This is a genomic window from Natrialbaceae archaeon AArc-T1-2 (assembly GCF_030273315.1).
GTDB lineage: Archaea > Halobacteriota > Halobacteria > Halobacteriales > Natrialbaceae > Tc-Br11-E2g1.
On record NZ_CP127174.1, the window covers coordinates 424559 to 439654 of the forward strand.

At 60.8% G+C, this 15096-nt stretch carries 18 protein-coding genes and 1 pseudogene; 13 read left to right on the forward strand and 6 right to left on the reverse strand.

Annotated features, from left to right (window positions below):
- The first annotated feature begins 7 nt into the window (after positions 1 to 7).
- Positions 8 to 1906 carry a hypothetical protein gene (locus QQ977_RS02060; protein WP_285927251.1) on the forward strand — a complete coding sequence of 633 codons (1899 nt, stop codon included), beginning with the start codon at positions 8 to 10 and terminating at the stop codon, positions 1904 to 1906.
- On the opposite strand, the gene QQ977_RS02065 is transcribed toward QQ977_RS02060, so the two are convergent.
- Genes QQ977_RS02065 through QQ977_RS02090 form a run of 6 tightly spaced genes read right to left on the reverse strand, consistent with a single transcriptional unit; the run spans position 1903 to position 4901 of the window.
- A complete protein-coding gene (locus QQ977_RS02065; protein ID WP_285927252.1) occupies positions 1903 to 2631 on the reverse strand; it encodes an ATP-binding protein in 729 nt (242 codons plus the stop codon). The genes QQ977_RS02060 and QQ977_RS02065 overlap by 4 nt on opposite strands.
- 2 nt (positions 2632 to 2633) lie before the next feature.
- A complete protein-coding gene (locus QQ977_RS02070) occupies positions 2634 to 2951 on the reverse strand; it encodes a hypothetical protein (RefSeq protein WP_285927253.1) in 318 nt (105 codons plus the stop codon).
- On the reverse strand, positions 2944 to 3366 hold the full coding sequence (locus tag QQ977_RS02075; protein WP_285927254.1) for a hypothetical protein: 423 nt from the start codon (positions 3364 to 3366) through the stop codon (positions 2944 to 2946). The genes QQ977_RS02070 and QQ977_RS02075 overlap by 8 nt, the downstream gene beginning before the upstream one ends.
- Positions 3363 to 4010 (reverse strand): acyl-CoA dehydrogenase, encoded by a 648-nt coding sequence (locus QQ977_RS02080; protein ID WP_285927255.1) that lies wholly within the window; start codon positions 4008 to 4010, stop codon positions 3363 to 3365. The genes QQ977_RS02075 and QQ977_RS02080 overlap by 4 nt, the downstream gene beginning before the upstream one ends.
- Positions 4010 to 4399, reverse strand: a complete 390-nt coding sequence (locus QQ977_RS02085; protein WP_285927256.1) for a hypothetical protein — start codon at positions 4397 to 4399, stop codon at positions 4010 to 4012. The genes QQ977_RS02080 and QQ977_RS02085 overlap by 1 nt, the downstream gene beginning before the upstream one ends.
- Complete coding sequence (locus QQ977_RS02090; RefSeq protein WP_285927258.1) at positions 4392 to 4901, reverse strand: hypothetical protein; 510 nt, start codon at positions 4899 to 4901, stop codon at positions 4392 to 4394. The genes QQ977_RS02085 and QQ977_RS02090 overlap by 8 nt, the downstream gene beginning before the upstream one ends.
- Before the next feature lie 199 nt (positions 4902 to 5100).
- Between QQ977_RS02090 and QQ977_RS02095 the strand changes: the two genes are divergently transcribed.
- From QQ977_RS02095 to QQ977_RS02150, 12 genes and pseudogenes are all read left to right on the forward strand, one after another.
- Positions 5101 to 5385 carry a hypothetical protein gene (locus tag QQ977_RS02095; RefSeq protein ID WP_285927259.1) on the forward strand — a complete coding sequence of 95 codons (285 nt, stop codon included), beginning with the start codon at positions 5101 to 5103 and terminating at the stop codon, positions 5383 to 5385.
- Between the two features lie 13 nt (positions 5386 to 5398).
- A complete protein-coding gene (locus QQ977_RS02100; RefSeq protein WP_285927260.1) occupies positions 5399 to 5938 on the forward strand; it encodes a hypothetical protein in 540 nt (179 codons plus the stop codon).
- 5 nt (positions 5939 to 5943) lie between these two features.
- Complete coding sequence (locus tag QQ977_RS02105; protein WP_285927261.1) at positions 5944 to 6621, forward strand: hypothetical protein; 678 nt, start codon at positions 5944 to 5946, stop codon at positions 6619 to 6621.
- A gap of 6 nt (positions 6622 to 6627) precedes the next feature.
- On the forward strand, positions 6628 to 6813 hold the full coding sequence (locus QQ977_RS02110; protein WP_285927262.1) for a hypothetical protein: 186 nt from the start codon (positions 6628 to 6630) through the stop codon (positions 6811 to 6813).
- A 9-nt stretch (positions 6814 to 6822) separates the two neighbouring features.
- Positions 6823 to 7038, forward strand: coding sequence for a hypothetical protein (locus QQ977_RS02115; RefSeq protein WP_285927263.1), 216 nt, complete (start codon positions 6823 to 6825; stop codon positions 7036 to 7038).
- A complete protein-coding gene (locus QQ977_RS02120) occupies positions 7038 to 8723 on the forward strand; it encodes a hypothetical protein (protein WP_285927264.1) in 1686 nt (561 codons plus the stop codon). Before QQ977_RS02115 ends, QQ977_RS02120 begins: the two co-directional genes overlap by 1 nt.
- A complete protein-coding gene (locus QQ977_RS02125) occupies positions 8716 to 9501 on the forward strand; it encodes a hypothetical protein (protein WP_285927265.1) in 786 nt (261 codons plus the stop codon). Before QQ977_RS02120 ends, QQ977_RS02125 begins: the two co-directional genes overlap by 8 nt.
- Positions 9498 to 10001, forward strand: a complete 504-nt coding sequence (locus tag QQ977_RS02130; RefSeq protein ID WP_285927266.1) for a hypothetical protein — start codon at positions 9498 to 9500, stop codon at positions 9999 to 10001. Before QQ977_RS02125 ends, QQ977_RS02130 begins: the two co-directional genes overlap by 4 nt.
- A gap of 29 nt (positions 10002 to 10030) precedes the next feature.
- Positions 10031 to 10498, forward strand: coding sequence for a hypothetical protein (locus tag QQ977_RS02135; RefSeq protein WP_285927267.1), 468 nt, complete (start codon positions 10031 to 10033; stop codon positions 10496 to 10498).
- Positions 10495 to 10926, forward strand: a complete 432-nt coding sequence (locus QQ977_RS02140; protein ID WP_285927268.1) for a hypothetical protein — start codon at positions 10495 to 10497, stop codon at positions 10924 to 10926. Before QQ977_RS02135 ends, QQ977_RS02140 begins: the two co-directional genes overlap by 4 nt.
- An 88-nt stretch (positions 10927 to 11014) precedes the next feature.
- Positions 11015 to 12440, forward strand: a pseudogene (locus tag QQ977_RS02145) (ISH6 family transposase).
- A gap of 24 nt (positions 12441 to 12464) precedes the next feature.
- Entirely contained in the window at positions 12465 to 15095 is a 2631-nt protein-coding gene (locus QQ977_RS02150) for a hypothetical protein (protein WP_285927269.1), read from the forward strand.
- Position 15096: the final 1 nt, after the last annotated feature.

Here is a 15096-nt window from a genome sequence, read left to right on the forward strand (position 1 = left end):
ATCGTGCATGGGTTCCCGCAGCGCGACCAGCGAACAACACCGCTCTCCTTCGGGGCCGCCCGACGGTGACGATCAGGCCGGCCCGACGCCCGAGGTTCCGGAGTCGGTCGCTGGCTACGATCTCGAGGAGCGATCAGAGACCGCGATCGAGTGGGTCGGTCAGAACGGCGGCGTGCCGCCGGTCCACATCGATCGTGACGGCTACGAAACCACCGTCCGGGCCCGATCCGACGGCACCAGGCGACACGGCCACCGATGGTACGTGACGGTCTACTGGGACGACGGCAACGAACGCGCCCAGCAGACCATCGCGAGTCGGCGGCTGGCGTTGGACGAACCCGACGACGGCTTTTCTCGAAACCGGGACGCCGCCCTCGAGTCCGCACTCGAGTGGATGAAAGAGAACCCGGCTGACGACGCAACCGACCAAGATGATACGATGAGCGACGACACCAGCACCTACGATCCGATAGCGGAGTGGAGCGACGGACAGCAATCACTCGATGGCGGCCCCGCGGCCGGCCAGGCGACCTTCGACGCTCCGCCCGACACGTCCGACCCGGAAATCGAGAGTATCGACGAGGTGAACGAGGGCGGGCTCATGGCCGACGAGCGGGAGTCGACTGGTGACCCGACCACGGCCGAACAGGAATCACTCGAGGTCGGGGCCGAAGCTCGCCGTGATCCCGAACAGGATGGTCTCGGTGAGTCCATTCCAGACGACGCAGGCACCGACGAGCCGGAGGACGAAGACCGCACACACGACGCTGTCGACGGCGACGAAATTCGATTCGGATCGATGGCCGTGGCCAACTCGTTTCGTGATGACAACGCGGAGCACCTCGGGCCGTCGGACGACCGCCGAACCAAGACCGTCTCCTTGGCGTCGGATGCCCCGGACCACGTCGTCGACGAGGCCGTCCGTATCTCAGAATCTGAGAAGGCCGAAGACGCCCAAAAGTTTGGACAGAACGAGCTGACCGACCACGAACGCGAGCAACTCGAGGACCGGGGGTCGTGGAAACCACATCGGCACTTGTTCCACGCCCAATCCGCGAAAGCGATCCTCCAGGGCCACGGAATCGACGACTGGCTCTCGTTCTACGATCCCGAGCTTTCGACCGACGAACACCGGAGCCACGCCGACGAGTGGAAACAACAGGAGGTCGGGGATCGACTCGACGTCGCCGACGAGCAACAGCAGGCCCGCATGGCGAAACAGGCCGAAAAGGTCCACGGCGAGATGTGCAACAACGCCGAAGACGCCTGTGCTGATGGCGAGCAGCCGGCGTGCGAGGCGCTTCTCGAGCAATGTGGGTACGACGAGGATGACATCGCGGAGCTGCTCGAGGCAGTCGAAGGGCTCGACGAGGACCCGGAAGACGTCTTCGCCGTTTCCGACGATGGCGACAGCCCCGACCTCGAGGCCGAGTCACGGTCGTTCGAGGCGTGGGCCCGTGACGTGATGCCCGAACCGCCGGAAGAACCGACCGACGAGGAACTCGCCCGGATCGCCCCGACGCCCGACCCCGACGACGTCGGCCGCGATCGGCTCCCAGGTCCAGCACTGGCGGCACTCAAGAAAGCATGGTCCGGGTACAAGCTCAGCCGGACCGAAGCACGCGACGCCCAGGACGACGCCGAGCACTACGCGGAGGTCATCAACGGCATCCGGGCCGTCCACGGTCAGAATCCGCTCGAGTTCGACGACCTCGAAGGGTTCGAGGGAGGCGAGATTCTACCCGACGACCCCGACGAAACGTACCCGACTGCAGACGGTGAAATGACAATGGAAGAAGCCGGCGCTCTCGGTCGGTTGGGGAGTAGTCTTCAATCGACGTTCGACTCGTATACGGGTGGTGACTGTCCCGGTGGTGAGTGCTACGACCCGATGGCAGAGTTCTAGACCGGCAACGCGTCGTCTAACAGCCCGTCGTCACCACTGAAGTGGGGTCGTTCCCGACCGCAGTTGTCGGTATCGACCTTCTCGAACTCGCCGGAGTGTTTGTTCTCGACAATCGCCTCGCGAGCCGTCAGGTCCTTCAGCTCGTTCGCGTCGAAGACACTCGCCTTGTTGATTTTCTCGATGTCCCGCTGCTCGCTCACGTGGAAGTAGACCCGACGGTCGGACTGTGAAAGGATCGTCAGCGGCATCAACGCCGGCCGCTGGGTTAGGTGGATCGTCTCGACCCCGTGTTTCCGGCCGCCGGTCTGCATCCGGTTCACGCGGCTGTCGAGCTTGTTCTTGTCGAGCACCTGGTGTGCCTCGTCACAGGAGACGAGTGCCGAGTCCGGGGCTTCGTCGATCTCGAGGTCCTTGCACAGCGCCATCGCGGCGGCACTGATCCGCCCGTACAGCTCGGCGATCTCCTCGTCGTCCAGCGCGTCGGGCACGACCCGGACCCGACGGTGGTTGAACAAGCATTTCGGCCAATCAATTGACTCGAATCGCTCCTTATCGACGACCAGGGTGCCGTAGAGGGCGTTGCCTTCGACCGAGAGCCCGCCTTCCTCGTCCTCGAGGTCGAAGTGGACCGCGATGTCGAAGTCCGGCACGCGGTCCTCGAGGAGTGCGCCGGTGTAGTAGCTCTTGCCGGTCCCCGACGCGCCGATGACGCTTACTCGAGCCATCGTTAGATCTCACAGCGGTAAATGCGGTTGTCGGTGGCCCACTGGCGGACGTCGACCGGATCAACCTGCCGGGGTGGCGATCGATCGATACCGAGGATCGGGTGGGCAGTCGCCATCGTCACCCACCAGTCGCCGTCGACGTTCGCGACGATCGCGAACTCGCCGACGAACGTCGATGCCCGCTTGAGTACCAGCCACTCGCGGCGCTCGAGCCCGTCCTCGAGGAGTCGATCGACGTCCGACAGACCGAGTCGCTCGGCCGTTAGGCACTCGGCAGCGCCTTCGATCGGCAACACTGCCGGTGGGATCAGGCTATCCATCGGTCTCACCCGGGCCCGTGTTCTTGACCCGCTCTTTCGCTGCGGTGAACTCCTCGAGCTCCTCCGCTTCGAGCATCTCCGCGAGAAGCTTCTCCCGTTCGGCGGCCTGCTCGTTGAACAGCTCGAGCAGCGGCTCCCATTCGCCGTCGACGATACCGGCGACGTAGAGGGCCATCTTCTCGGGCGTCACCATTTCGACGTTGACGTCAACGTCGTGCTCCGCTCCGATCCGCCGGAGGTCGGCCCGTTGCATGTTCACGAGGTCGGCCATGATGTCCGCCGGCGAGTCGCCCGTCTCGCCTTCCTGGAGGAGCATCTGTGCGATCTGCTCGGGGTTCGAGAGCGAACTCGCAATGCCCTGGGGCGTCATGTCGATCCCGAGGCTCGAGGCGAGTCCGTCCTGTCCACCCATCATGCCGATGCACCTCCGAGATTGGCTGCCTCTTTCAGCCGGGCAATCTGTTCGTCGCTGTCGGGACGCATCGCGACGGCGACGGCGGCACACGCGAGCGACGAGCCCAGCAGCGCCCACGCCGGATCGACGTCGTCGTCCCCGTCGACGAGGATGTACTCGTTTGCGAACTCTGCCCCGTAGTAGCCGAGGCGGAACGCCGAGAAGACGTCCTGAAGGTCGTCCTCGAGGGCCTCCTGTGTCTCGTCGTCGAGCCCGACCGTCGCGAGTTTCGCGGCGCCGTCCTCGATGGACGTCTGTAGCTTCGACGTCGGGTTGTCACCTGAAAACGTGAACTCGTCGGCCGGATTCGACTGGTCGGACGTCGACTCCTCGCCGGTCTCGTCGTCCTCGTCGTCCTCGACGTCGTCAACGCCAGCGAACAGATCTCCATCGGCCAAGTCGTCGTCGGTGAGTTCGACCTCCTCGATCTCGACATCGTCGGAATCCGGTTCGGACTCTCCCTGATCGTCGTCGACCGCGTCCTCGAGGGCAGCTGCCGTCTGCTCGTCGTCGGGTTGCGTTTCGAGTTCCGCCTCGAGTTCGTCGACCGTCTCGTCGAGTTCGTCAGCACGGGCCTGTTCGTCGGCGATCTCCGGCTGCGGCATCAGCTACCGCCTCCGTTGATCTTTCCGCGTTCCTTGAGCCCCTGTATGACCGCCCGGTCCGCCTCGAGCGGCTGGTTCGGATCCTGTGGGACGACTATTTCGCCACATTTCGCCTCCGACTCCTCGTCCGTGTCGGGCTCGAGGGTGACGTCGACGTCGTGGTCGTCAGAGTCGCTCGAGTCCGACGTCGAGCCGGACGAACGGGACCGATACCAGTAGACGGCCGCTGCGACGAGTACGACGCCGCCGAAGATTGCGAGCGTTCGTTTGGAGACGCCAAGCGACGGACCGCTCGAGTCGTCACCGTCGTCGTCTGCTGTCGGCTGCTGATTGCGGTTCTGCTGTTCCTGTTCGTACTGTGCTTCGATTTCGTCGATGGAGTCACTCATGGTGAGAACAGTCTGAATCGTCACAGTCGTCGCCCCAGTCATAGGGGACTTGACAGTGTGGACAGTGATCGGGATACCCGGTGACCGTGGTCGCGCAGCTTGGACACTCGAACGCGTGAACGTCCGGCTCCGGGTCCGGGTTTTCGTCGGGCGCTTCCTTGGTGTGATCGATGACACCGCCATCAGTCCGGGCCCGATCAGCCCGGCGATCGACGACGTCGTCGACGAGATCCTCCCACTCGGCTTCGTAGTCGTACTCCTCGAGCGGGATGACGTCTTCCGGATCGTCGGGGTCGCCGTCCGCGGGGAGGACGTGCGGATGCAGCGACTCGCGGAAGTGCTGTCCCGAGGTCATCGGTCCCCAGGACTCACACCCCCAGCAGAACGTCCGGTACTTGTTCCCCGGCTTCTCGCTGCGCTCGATGCGCTTTACGAGTACCGGGACAGTGCGAAGACTCGAGCAGTACCGACACTCTCGTCGGTCGGTCGCACCGTCACTCACGGTACGCACCGGCGGCTCGCCAATTCTCGGGTGCAGTTGCTATCCGGATCATCGATGGAGGGCGGCGTGAAATTGGGCGGTGCTTGGAGGGCCGCCTGTCTCATCATTCGTCCGTTTCTTTAAGTAGCTAAGCCCAATTCTGCCAATTCCCAATTAATTAGGCCGTATATCCGATGGAACGCCCTCGGTTGGGAACGCAATGGCGACGGTAAACGTTAGCCGGGCGACGAACACGCTTTCGTCGTCGGCATTCCTCAAGTCCGCTGTCCTCATCGTCGGGGGCAGCCTCGGTGCACAGCTGGCCACGAGCTATCTGCGATCGAACGTTTACGACGTTCAGTTCGCCGGCGGTGACGCTGTCTATGCGCTCACCGCTGCGTTCGTCACACTCGCGGTCCTCCCACAACAGTACTCCCGACCGCTCGCTCTCGGGATGGGTGCGACGTCGGTGCGCGTCATCCTGGCCGACTACGGTGTCGTCTGAGGTGATCGAACGCATGGAAATCCATCAAACCGACGTCGAGCAGGAAACGACGCTTCACTCCGGCCTCCCGTTCGTCGAGATGCAAGACGTCGCGGCCGGAGATCATCGAACGGCCGCCATCGAGATCACGGGCCCCGAGGGGTATCTCGTCGCGATTGACGCGGGCACCAACATCGCACCCGAGTTCCGCGACGACACGGGCGAGAAGCTCGACGGCTCGACGAAGGTCACCCTTCACAAGTGCTCGAAGCAGGGTGATCCGCTTCCGGGCGGACAGGTCTTCTCGGACACGCTGAACCGCTTCAAGTACGAGAAGATGCGGGTCGAACCCGACTACTTCCGGTACATCGACGACGAACTGATGATCGCCGAGCGCGAGATCGTCAAGCTGTTCGTCGAGATTCCGGAAGATGCCGCGGACTTCAGCGCCGAACAGTCCCGGCTCCACATCGGTGACGACACCAGCGACTTCGGGACGCCGGTATCGATCCTCGACACGGACAACCTCACTCCCGAAGAGAAAGCCGCCGTCGACATGGCGGCACAGCGGTGATCGACATGGCAGGAGACATCCAACCAGAGACCCTCAGCCACGCCACCGACGACGTTGACGTCGACCTCAACCAGAACCTCCTCGATCCGCAGCGCCACACTCGCGTCATCGAGTTTCTCGTCCCGGACAACCTCGAGTGGGTCGAGTACGACGCTCGACGTGACCCGGTCCGGTTCGTCCCCCGAACGATGCAGGAGTTCGAGAGTGCGGACTTCGACGACGGGACTGTCGCTGTCGACGCCAACCTCCAGCCGATCGCCGGCGAAACTGACCTCGAGGACCAGGAGTACCCCGCCGTCGTCGCCGTCGACACCGGAACGGGCGAGGAGGTCGACGTCGAGTCGATCGACTACGCCCTCAACGAGGTGACCCTCGAGGAGGTGCCGGATGCGGTGAAGCTCTATCCAATCATGAGCGACGGCTACCTCAAAGTCGAGGGTTTCAACCAGTTCGATCAGCCCCAGGGGACGCTGTTCCCGTGGGGCTTCCCGCTGTTCCGGTTCCACGATATGGAGCAGGACCGACGGGGACGCGAGATCAACCTCCACGGCTACGCTCGCTGGGATCGTCACGAGACGCTCGCGTTCAAGATCGACGCACCCCAGCAGATCGTCTGGGAGGACGAACACTACCCCGACAGCTACGTTTCGACCTTCGAGGTCGACGTGCGTATCGGCCTGTAAGCACCAATGGGCGTTCGTACCAGCGATTCCGTGGAGAACGGGACGACGGACGACGCCCGACCCTCGGACGAGCGCGACCTGTCGCCCGCCGATCCCTTTCTGATGGGATACGATACGTCCCGGATCAAACTGGATACGAACGCAGCCGAAGAGATCGGCGGCCTGCTCGTGCTCGCCTCGAGGGTTCTGTAACCGCGACATATGGGAGTTAGAGACCAAATCAGAAACTCCGAGGAGTATCAGCAGATCGTCGCGGAGCAGAGCCAGCAACAGCAACAGCACGCCTCGAGCCCCGGTGAGGCCGTGGCCCCGGTCGTCTCGCTCGAGAAGACCGACCTCCACTTTCTCACCCAGCTCGCGATCCTGTTCATGCTGGTTCTGATCTACCGCGAACTGACCAGCCGAGGTGAGATATAGTGCCGCTACCATCGGGGGACGACCTTCGCGACGCGGCAGACAGTGGTCTCCGGACGGCAACCGGAGATCGCGTCGGTGTCTCCGACGATTTCACCAGTACGGAAGACGCGACGGGCAGCGACGTCTCCCTCTCGAGTGACTTCACGTCGACCGACGACTCGGGCGGGGTGTTGAACGTTCTTTCCAGCGGTTACTCGGCAGCCGACTCGGCCACCAGGTCGATGTCCGACACCGTTCTCGACAACGAACGGTTCAGCATCCAGGACACGGCTCGGACAGGGCTGGCACAGGCCCCGATGTCGGCTGCGTACAGCCTCCGTGAAGGTGAGGCGACGTGGCTGGATGACGACGAAGTCGCAGAAGGGTTCCGCCAGCTCGACGACGAGATTACCGAGACAGTCGAGGGTGCCGTCGAAGGAACCGCCCTGGATAACACCGGCACTGATGCCCTTCGATGGGCTGGTGACAACATCGTCCTTGAGGGCGCTCGCATCGGGATTGGTACCAGCACCGGTATCGATACCCGTGAGGGAGAGACCGACTATACGCCCGGCCTGGCCGAAGCCGCCGATATCGGTCTGACAGTCGGGACCGCCGGTGCGGGTGCAGCAGCCACTCGAGGACTCCGTTCGGCCGACGAAGGCTCGGGGGCTCTTAGCCGCCTGACGAGTCGTTTCGGCGACGATGCCAGCGACGGACAGCGAATGATGACCGACGGCGGTCAGCCGGCTGACGGTGGCTTGCCCGACGTGTTCAATCCGGGGCGAGACGGCGACGGTGTGCTCCCGGCAGTTCGTGACGGTGATGGAGCAGCGACCGCGACTCGGTCAACGGACGACGCCACACGAACCGCAGAGGATGGTGACGCACTACTCCCGGCGGCCCGCGACGGCGATCGAGCAGGCGATCCGTTCACCAGGGCTGGAAACCGCTTTGGTGGCGACGATGCAGCCCAGGCCGGCACTCGAAGCAGCGACGACGCCCTGACGGCGACACGGTCCGATGACGGCGTCTTCCGGGTCGACGATGCGAGTCGGGCCGGAACACGAAGCGGTGACGACGCGGCCCAGGTCGGAGCTCGAACCGGAGACGACGCTGCCAGCGCCGGCTCGAGGACAGGTGACGACGCTGCTCGAGCTACTCGAACGGGGGACGACGGCGGGTCGCTCTCCCAACGGATTCGTGACCGCATCGGGCAGGCGAGTGCACGCACCGAATCGGTCACGAGCCGGGCGGGTCAGGCCAGTGCTCGAGCGAGACAGCGGGCTGGCCAAGCACTCCGTGGCGCGACTCCGAGCCGACGGACAGCGGCGCTCGTCGGTGGTGGCGCTGCGGCTCTCGTCGGTGGCGGTGCACTGTACGATACATTTCGTGACACCGGTGAGATGGTCGTCGAGACCGAGGACGGCGACCATCTTCGGATCATGGAAGAAACGAACTATCCTGAAATCGAGGAACATCGCCCTCACGGCGGTACCCTCGTATCGGTGCATCAAGACGGAGCCAAACGCGGCTACTCGATCATCACGCGAATCGAGGGTCGGACGGTGTACCTTCTCGACAGTGACGGCGAAGAGATCTCGTCGACGGTCGACATGGCCGAGTTCGAAGAGGCGTTGCAGCGAGGAGTGACCGCACGTGAGGATGCGACTGGCCGCGATCTAACGGGTGAGACCGATGAGTGACTTCAAAGCGCCCTTCGCGACGATTTCGGAAGCCGAACGGGCATACTTCCCGGACGAGGAGTCTGCCGGACCGACGGGTGACGACGGAGACGGCGGCTGGGGAGAGCTCGAGACGGTCGACGAGCTCGAGTTCGGCTGGGTTCTCCTGAAACAAGAACGGATCGACGGCTCTGATCGTCGATTCTTCCTCACTCGTGGCCACGAGAGCGGTATCGAGGTGATCGTCTCCGGTGGTAGTACCGAAGTCGTCGGCGAACAGACGCCGCTCGAGGACGTTCCCTCACACCCGAAGGAATCGGACGCCAGAACGGCGTACGAGAAGTGGCTCGACGAACACGAAGAGGAAGAACGCGACGATGAGGAGGCAGCCTGGAGCGAGTGGGAAGAGATCAACGTCGTCGAACCGTGGCACATCTACGGCCGATCGCACGAGGACGGCGAACGCGTCGAGTTCGTCGTCTCCGGTGTCCTCGAGGACGAGACCGTCGTCTACCTCGGACCCAACGGGGACGTCCGCGACGAGGCACACATCTACACGAGCATCGACGACGTCGAGGCCGCCCTCGAGGCGTACTTCCAGCACGTCGAGGACGCAAACGTCCCTGACGATCGACAACCGACCGGCGACGCACCGCCGATGGACGCCGTCGACAGCGGTACGCCCGCACCCGGTTCCGGCGGACTCGTCGATAGGGTCACCTCGAGCCCGGCACTCGCAATCGGCCTTCTCGGGGTTGCTGCTGGTGGCTACTACGCCTACCAGGAGGGATACCTATGAGCCGGATCAGGCTCGCGAAAGAGATCGCAGAACAGACCGGCAAGTCGGTTACCGATGCACTGCGGTACATCCGCGAAGTCGGTCCCCGAAAGGCCCGAGCATCGCTCCGAACGGCCAAAGAGGGTGGAAAGCGGTACTGGAAGCCGACTGCCATCGTCGGTGGGGTGTACGGCGGTGCCTACTACTGGCGCGAGCAGAACATCCGCAAGGCCGAACACCTGGCAGAAACCGCCGAATCCGACCAGGAAGCCCTCGAGAGCCTGATCGATTCCGATCTTCCGCCGGAAGCAAAACGGGATCTCATCGATCAGTGGGTCGACGAAGGAGTGTCCGATAGTGATGACGATGACGGCCCGCTCGACGGTCTGCTTGACGGGTTGATGGACGACGTCGTCACGATGGTCGTCGTCGTCATGGTCGTCGGAGCCATCTTGAACTACGCGCTTTCACAGACGTCGGTAGGTCCAAACTCGGTCAACGCTGGAGGTGCATCGACGTGATTCCGTCTGCGAGAGACAACGTTGACCGGATGGTCCAGCTGCTCGAGGACATCGCTCGGAATACCGGAAACATCGACGTTGACGTCGACAATGACAATCAGTCGGCTCAAGAATCGCTCCCGATTTCGATCGATCCACGAGATTTCCTCGTCATCGAAACGCCACAACTCGAGGGTTCCAACCCCGATGGTACGATCACGATCGAGCCGGGTGAGGTGGTCGAGATCGCACGGTTCGATACCGTCCCCTGCCATCTGATCGGCGTCGGAGCAAAAAATCAGCTGGACGTCGTTTACCGCCTCGAGGTCGACCATCAGAAAAGCCTCGCTGGTGGGTGGCGAAGTATGCCACTTGGCACGATGGGGTCGCCGTACTCGTTCGTCAAAGAGCTCGGCGTCACGTTTCCGGTTGAAGATCAGATCGTCTATAAGGCGAAATTATCCGAAGCAGCCGAGTCAACGGTCGACGTCAGCGGTAAAATCCTACTCAGACTATGACCACGGAAATATCGGACTGGTACGACTTGGATAGCATTAGAGACGATCTGAGCGGTGACTACGTGCTTGTCAACGATCTGGACGAGGATACTGACGGGTACAGTGAAGTCTCTGGCCTCGAGTGGGAGCCGTTGGGTGGCCCAGACGACCCGTTCACGGGAGACTTCGAGGGGCAGGGCCACGCCATCGAGGGGATGACGGTCAGCGGAGACTACGACGCGGCAGGCCTGTTCTCGGTGCTGGCTGGAGCCGAGATAACGGGTCTGGTACTAAAGGACGTCGACGTCGAGGCCGAGGGAACGGCTGGCGCACTCGCAGGAGGCGGGACCGCAGCGATCCAAGCCGTCCACGTCACCGGCTCGGTCGAATCGACAGACGGCACAGCAGGCGGCATAATCGGCAAACTAACCAACCACGAGGAGGTTTAAAAAATGGGTCGTGTCCCAAACTCGTCTAGAGTCGTAACTGACTCCTGTGGAAACAGGGTCACCTCTGGTACCTACCCCGAAGTGACCCATGCACGCCACAATCGACGCGCAAGTCACGGTTAGCATCGACTTAGACAAAACGCTACCGCTTGCCACTCTCGCTGAATCTCTCACAGAGCTTCACCTCGAGGCGACGATCCTCGAGGAGCTTGTCAAAAGCCTCGACGAGCGCCTCGTCGAGGCGTACTGTGGGGAGAAACACGCGCGCGGAAACGGCGATCGCCGTTTCCAGCGCGCCGGAACCACAACACGAACAGCTGTGACAACCGCAGGAGAGCACGAATTTTCCCTTCATCACGTCAAAGACACCGCTGCCACCGGTGACGATCCTACCTACTTCCGCCCTCTCGAAGATCTCATCAAATTCGACGGGCAGCGCATCTATCAAGAGGATATTTCGCTCCAGAGTACCGAACTCGCTACGTCGCTCAGCTTTCGTGATGCCGTTGCCCACGGCGACGGCTTCACTCCGATGCCTTCGAGAACCACGATCAACCGCCGAGTCCGTGAGTACGGCAGCAAACTCGGTGACTTCGTTCGTGATCGGCTTCCTGGGACGAATGCAGACACTGTCGTTCCTGACGGAACGAAGTGTCATAGCCAGGACGATCACTGCACGTACCACGACGTCAACGTCACTCTCGGACAGATCACCGAAGACAACGCGGAAACCACGCTCTTAGACGTCAATGTCAACGAACCGTGGGACGATACAGCAGAAGATCTCGAAGAGAACGAGGCGATCACTGACGACGCGACGGTCGTCAGTGACGCCGAGGAATCCCTCGTCGACGCCTTCGAGACCAGCTATCGATCTCATCAGCTCGATCTCGTTCATGTCGGTCGAACGCTTGGATACAAGCTGTGGAAGGACGGTACCTTTTCGCTCGAAACGCGGAAAGCGATCGCCTCAGACGTCACAAACGACTTGTTCCATCTGAAAAACTCGGTTGCGCTCCATGCACCGAGGAATGAGCGTTTGGCGATCCGCGAGCGGATCGACCAAACGCTCGAGAACCTCACGAAGGAGGCGTGGCGCTTAGTGGCGTTCAAAGCCTGAACTGATGGGTGAAACCGAGTGCGGTTGACCGGTTTCACTCATCAGTCGACGCTTGGAACGGTACTTAGAGCAACAGGACTCTCCAAAAGCAGCGGCGTACCTCCGAAAATGGGCACAAGCAACCGTCACATTCGCCGAACTCGCACTCGAGGGACAAGAGGTTCTGTGGACATCGAACGTGGTTGAACGAGCCATGGGCGAAATCTCGAAGCGGTGTAAAAACCAGTGGATGAGATGGACAGAGTCCGGCTTAGAATCGCTCCTCTGGCTCAATCTCGTGAGATATGCCGATTCCGAGCAGTTCGCGGCGTTCGCCGACGAACTGCTCGAGCGTTCAGCCAAAACAGCCATGACATTGGAGGTGTCAGTTGACGCTACCAGAGGCGAACTCTAGACGAGTTTGTGACGGGACCAAAAAATGGCAACTGAAATCGAAGACTGGTACGACTTGGACAGCATTAGAGACGACGTTGAGGGAGACTACGTTCTCGTGAACGATCTGGACGAAGACACTGACGGCTACGACGAGCTTGCTGGACCTGATGCAAATGATGGAAGCGGATGGGAACCCATCGGGGACTTCGATGATTGGTTCAGTGGGTCACTTGACGGGGGTGGGAACACTATTTCAGGTCTAACTATAGAAAGGGGGGACGAGCATGACATCGGATTGTTTTCCGTGTCTGAACTGGCAACATTCAAGGATATAAACATAAAGGATGCGTATGTCGAGGGTGACCAAGTGGTCTCCATCATTTCAAGTACGGGATCACTGTGCAACTTTATAGGTATAAATATAGAAAGTTCTACTTTAATAGGGTCCACGGTTGCGGGAACGATATATGGGCGCACGAACGTCCAGAGTGGTGAAACAGATGTTAGATACAAGCATAAACACATTCGTGTCGGACCGGACGTTGATGTTATAGCAAGTGGTAGTGGATGGGTATATACAGGCGGATTGTTTGGCGAACATTCCCTGGATGATGGAGAAGGGTCAGGAGGGGATATAGAAAATTGCGTTTTCGAGGGGACGGTTGAGGCTGATTTCCACACAGGTGGTATTTTCGGTGGTTTCGCGAGTAACGATGGGGAGGGAACAGACTACAACATAAGGGACTGCCACTTCAGAGGGGAGATTAAATCGACAGACGGGAGTGTTGGTGGCATCTTTGGATCTATACGCGTTTGGGACTCGGTTAATGTCGAGAATTGTTCGTCTACTGGTCGCATCGAGTTCGAAGGTGAAGATGAAGCCGATGGTTTAGGTGGAATTGTTGGTAGCACATCATTCGTAGATGAAGACGCTGATGGGGAGATGCAAAAATGCCACTCTGAAGTTGAGATAGAGGTGCCCGAAGATGTAGATGTATCTCATGTGGGTGGGATACATGGTACGAGTGATACATTCAATCCAAATCTTCAGATTAGAGACTGTAAATTCACAGGGCTGGTGGAAGGGCACAGCCAGGTTGGGGGAATATCCGGAAATATATCTGAAGGGGAAGAGGTGATTGAAAAATGCTTTGTCACCAACGAAGCGTCCATCACGGTATTCGAGGATGATGGAGAGTCCGGGGTAATATTAGGTGTAGATAAAGAAGGCGACGGGTCAGAAGTTGACGAAGTATACTCCGATCTTGACACAGATTTGCCCTTGATAGGAGAGTTAGAAGAAGGTGACAATACAGGTACGACGGAGTTCCTAACTACCGACCAGATGACCGGCAACGACGCGCCGGGGTACATGGACGGGTTCGACTTCGACGAGACGTGGGATACCACGGACGAGTACCCAATCCTCGCGGCCCTCGTCACCACGCCCTACGGCTATCTGTCGCTGGTGTCTGCAGACGTCACCGTTTCAGCGTCGGAGTCGGCGGGTGGCCTGGTCGGAGAGGTCGAGGCACAAGCGCCAGATGGGGCCGATGGTGTCGTTGTCGACAGTCGGACGGTCGGATATGTCACAGGCGACTCTGGCGGGACGGGTGGCCTAGTGGGAGTATCGTCAGCATCCCTCACTCGAGCAATCACGGGTGCCTCGGTCTCGGGGGAGACGGAGGGGGCAGCAATCGGGGTTCTCGATGGGGAAGCAACACACGTCTACGCGGGAGTCGAGGACCCAGATGACGAGCAACTGGTCGGAGATGATGAGGGGGCGGCCCTGGAGGAGTCGGAGGTACACGATCTCTCGGATGTGACGGATCACGACGCCCTCGAGACGCTGGACGAGTTCGACTTCGATGACGTCTGGGTTCGGGAGGCGTACGAAATCCCGCATCTGCAATTGTTCTCTCCGGGTTCGACCTTGTATTACGGCACCGTCACCGACGTCGATGGACAATTGGTTGAGGGGGCCGCTATCGAGACGCCGTACGGCTGGGTTCGGACAGACGTAAATGGCCGCTACGAGTTCGGTGGGCCGATCGAATCGTTCGAGATCACGGGACTATCCGGCACCGTCGACAAGGATTCACAGCCGGACGTTGACGAGCCGATCGACTTTCAGTTTGGCGGTCTCGAGGTTGTCCTCGAGGACCCATCCTCGGGCCGGCCTCTCGAGGACGTAATCATCGAGATCGGCCACGGGGACTTCTACGTCCAAACAGACGAAAACGGCGAGGTCAGGATTCCAACAATGCCGATCGAGCAGAAACGAGTCCTCGCCTTCGACACCTTCGAGCGGTACGCGAACGTGCTCACGGAAGGCCGATTAGTCGAGATCGACTTTACCGACGATCTGCCGGAACCCGATCCCGAGGAACCCTCCTTTGAGGACATAGCGATCCTCGAGTTCGAGGTCATTGACGAGCGAAGCAATCCGATCAACGAGACGACGGCAGTGGTCGACATCTTCGGCGCGATCACCGTAAGCAATCGAGACGGCGAGCTGCTCGTTCCGGTTCCGACCCACTCCATAGAGCCGACGATCATCTTCGCAGACGATGATCCGAGATACCGAACGCGGCGACTTGAACTCGATCCGGCTGACGACCCTGACGTCGGCGAGTTCATCCTCACAGAAGCAACCCACTCGGTGAATTACTGAC

Bases quoted from the DNA above. Each gene is read 5' to 3' on its own strand.
- QQ977_RS02130 (WP_285927266.1), top strand. From the start codon at position 9,498: ATGAGCCGGATCAGGCTCGCGAAAGAGATCGCAGAACAGACCGGCAAG.
- QQ977_RS02100 (WP_285927260.1), top strand. From the start codon at position 5,399: ATGGAAATCCATCAAACCGACGTCGAGCAGGAAACGACGCTTCACTCC.
- QQ977_RS02070 (WP_285927253.1), bottom strand. From the start codon at position 2,951: ATGGATAGCCTGATCCCACCGGCAGTGTTGCCGATCGAAGGCGCTGCC.
- QQ977_RS02150 (WP_285927269.1), top strand. From the start codon at position 12,465: ATGGCAACTGAAATCGAAGACTGGTACGACTTGGACAGCATTAGAGAC.
- QQ977_RS02125 (WP_285927265.1), top strand. From the start codon at position 8,716: ATGAGTGACTTCAAAGCGCCCTTCGCGACGATTTCGGAAGCCGAACGG.
- QQ977_RS02110 (WP_285927262.1), top strand. From the start codon at position 6,628: ATGGGCGTTCGTACCAGCGATTCCGTGGAGAACGGGACGACGGACGAC.
- QQ977_RS02065 (WP_285927252.1), bottom strand. From the start codon at position 2,631: ATGGCTCGAGTAAGCGTCATCGGCGCGTCGGGGACCGGCAAGAGCTAC.
- QQ977_RS02085 (WP_285927256.1), bottom strand. From the start codon at position 4,399: ATGAGTGACTCCATCGACGAAATCGAAGCACAGTACGAACAGGAACAG.
- QQ977_RS02105 (WP_285927261.1), top strand. From the start codon at position 5,944: ATGGCAGGAGACATCCAACCAGAGACCCTCAGCCACGCCACCGACGAC.
- QQ977_RS02075 (WP_285927254.1), bottom strand. From the start codon at position 3,366: ATGATGGGTGGACAGGACGGACTCGCCTCGAGCCTCGGGATCGACATG.
- QQ977_RS02060 (WP_285927251.1), top strand. From the start codon at position 8: ATGGGTTCCCGCAGCGCGACCAGCGAACAACACCGCTCTCCTTCGGGG.
- QQ977_RS02115 (WP_285927263.1), top strand. From the start codon at position 6,823: ATGGGAGTTAGAGACCAAATCAGAAACTCCGAGGAGTATCAGCAGATC.
- QQ977_RS02095 (WP_285927259.1), top strand. From the start codon at position 5,101: ATGGCGACGGTAAACGTTAGCCGGGCGACGAACACGCTTTCGTCGTCG.
- QQ977_RS02135 (WP_285927267.1), top strand. From the start codon at position 10,031: ATGGTCCAGCTGCTCGAGGACATCGCTCGGAATACCGGAAACATCGAC.
- QQ977_RS02080 (WP_285927255.1), bottom strand. From the start codon at position 4,010: ATGCCGCAGCCGGAGATCGCCGACGAACAGGCCCGTGCTGACGAACTC.
- QQ977_RS02140 (WP_285927268.1), top strand. From the start codon at position 10,495: ATGACCACGGAAATATCGGACTGGTACGACTTGGATAGCATTAGAGAC.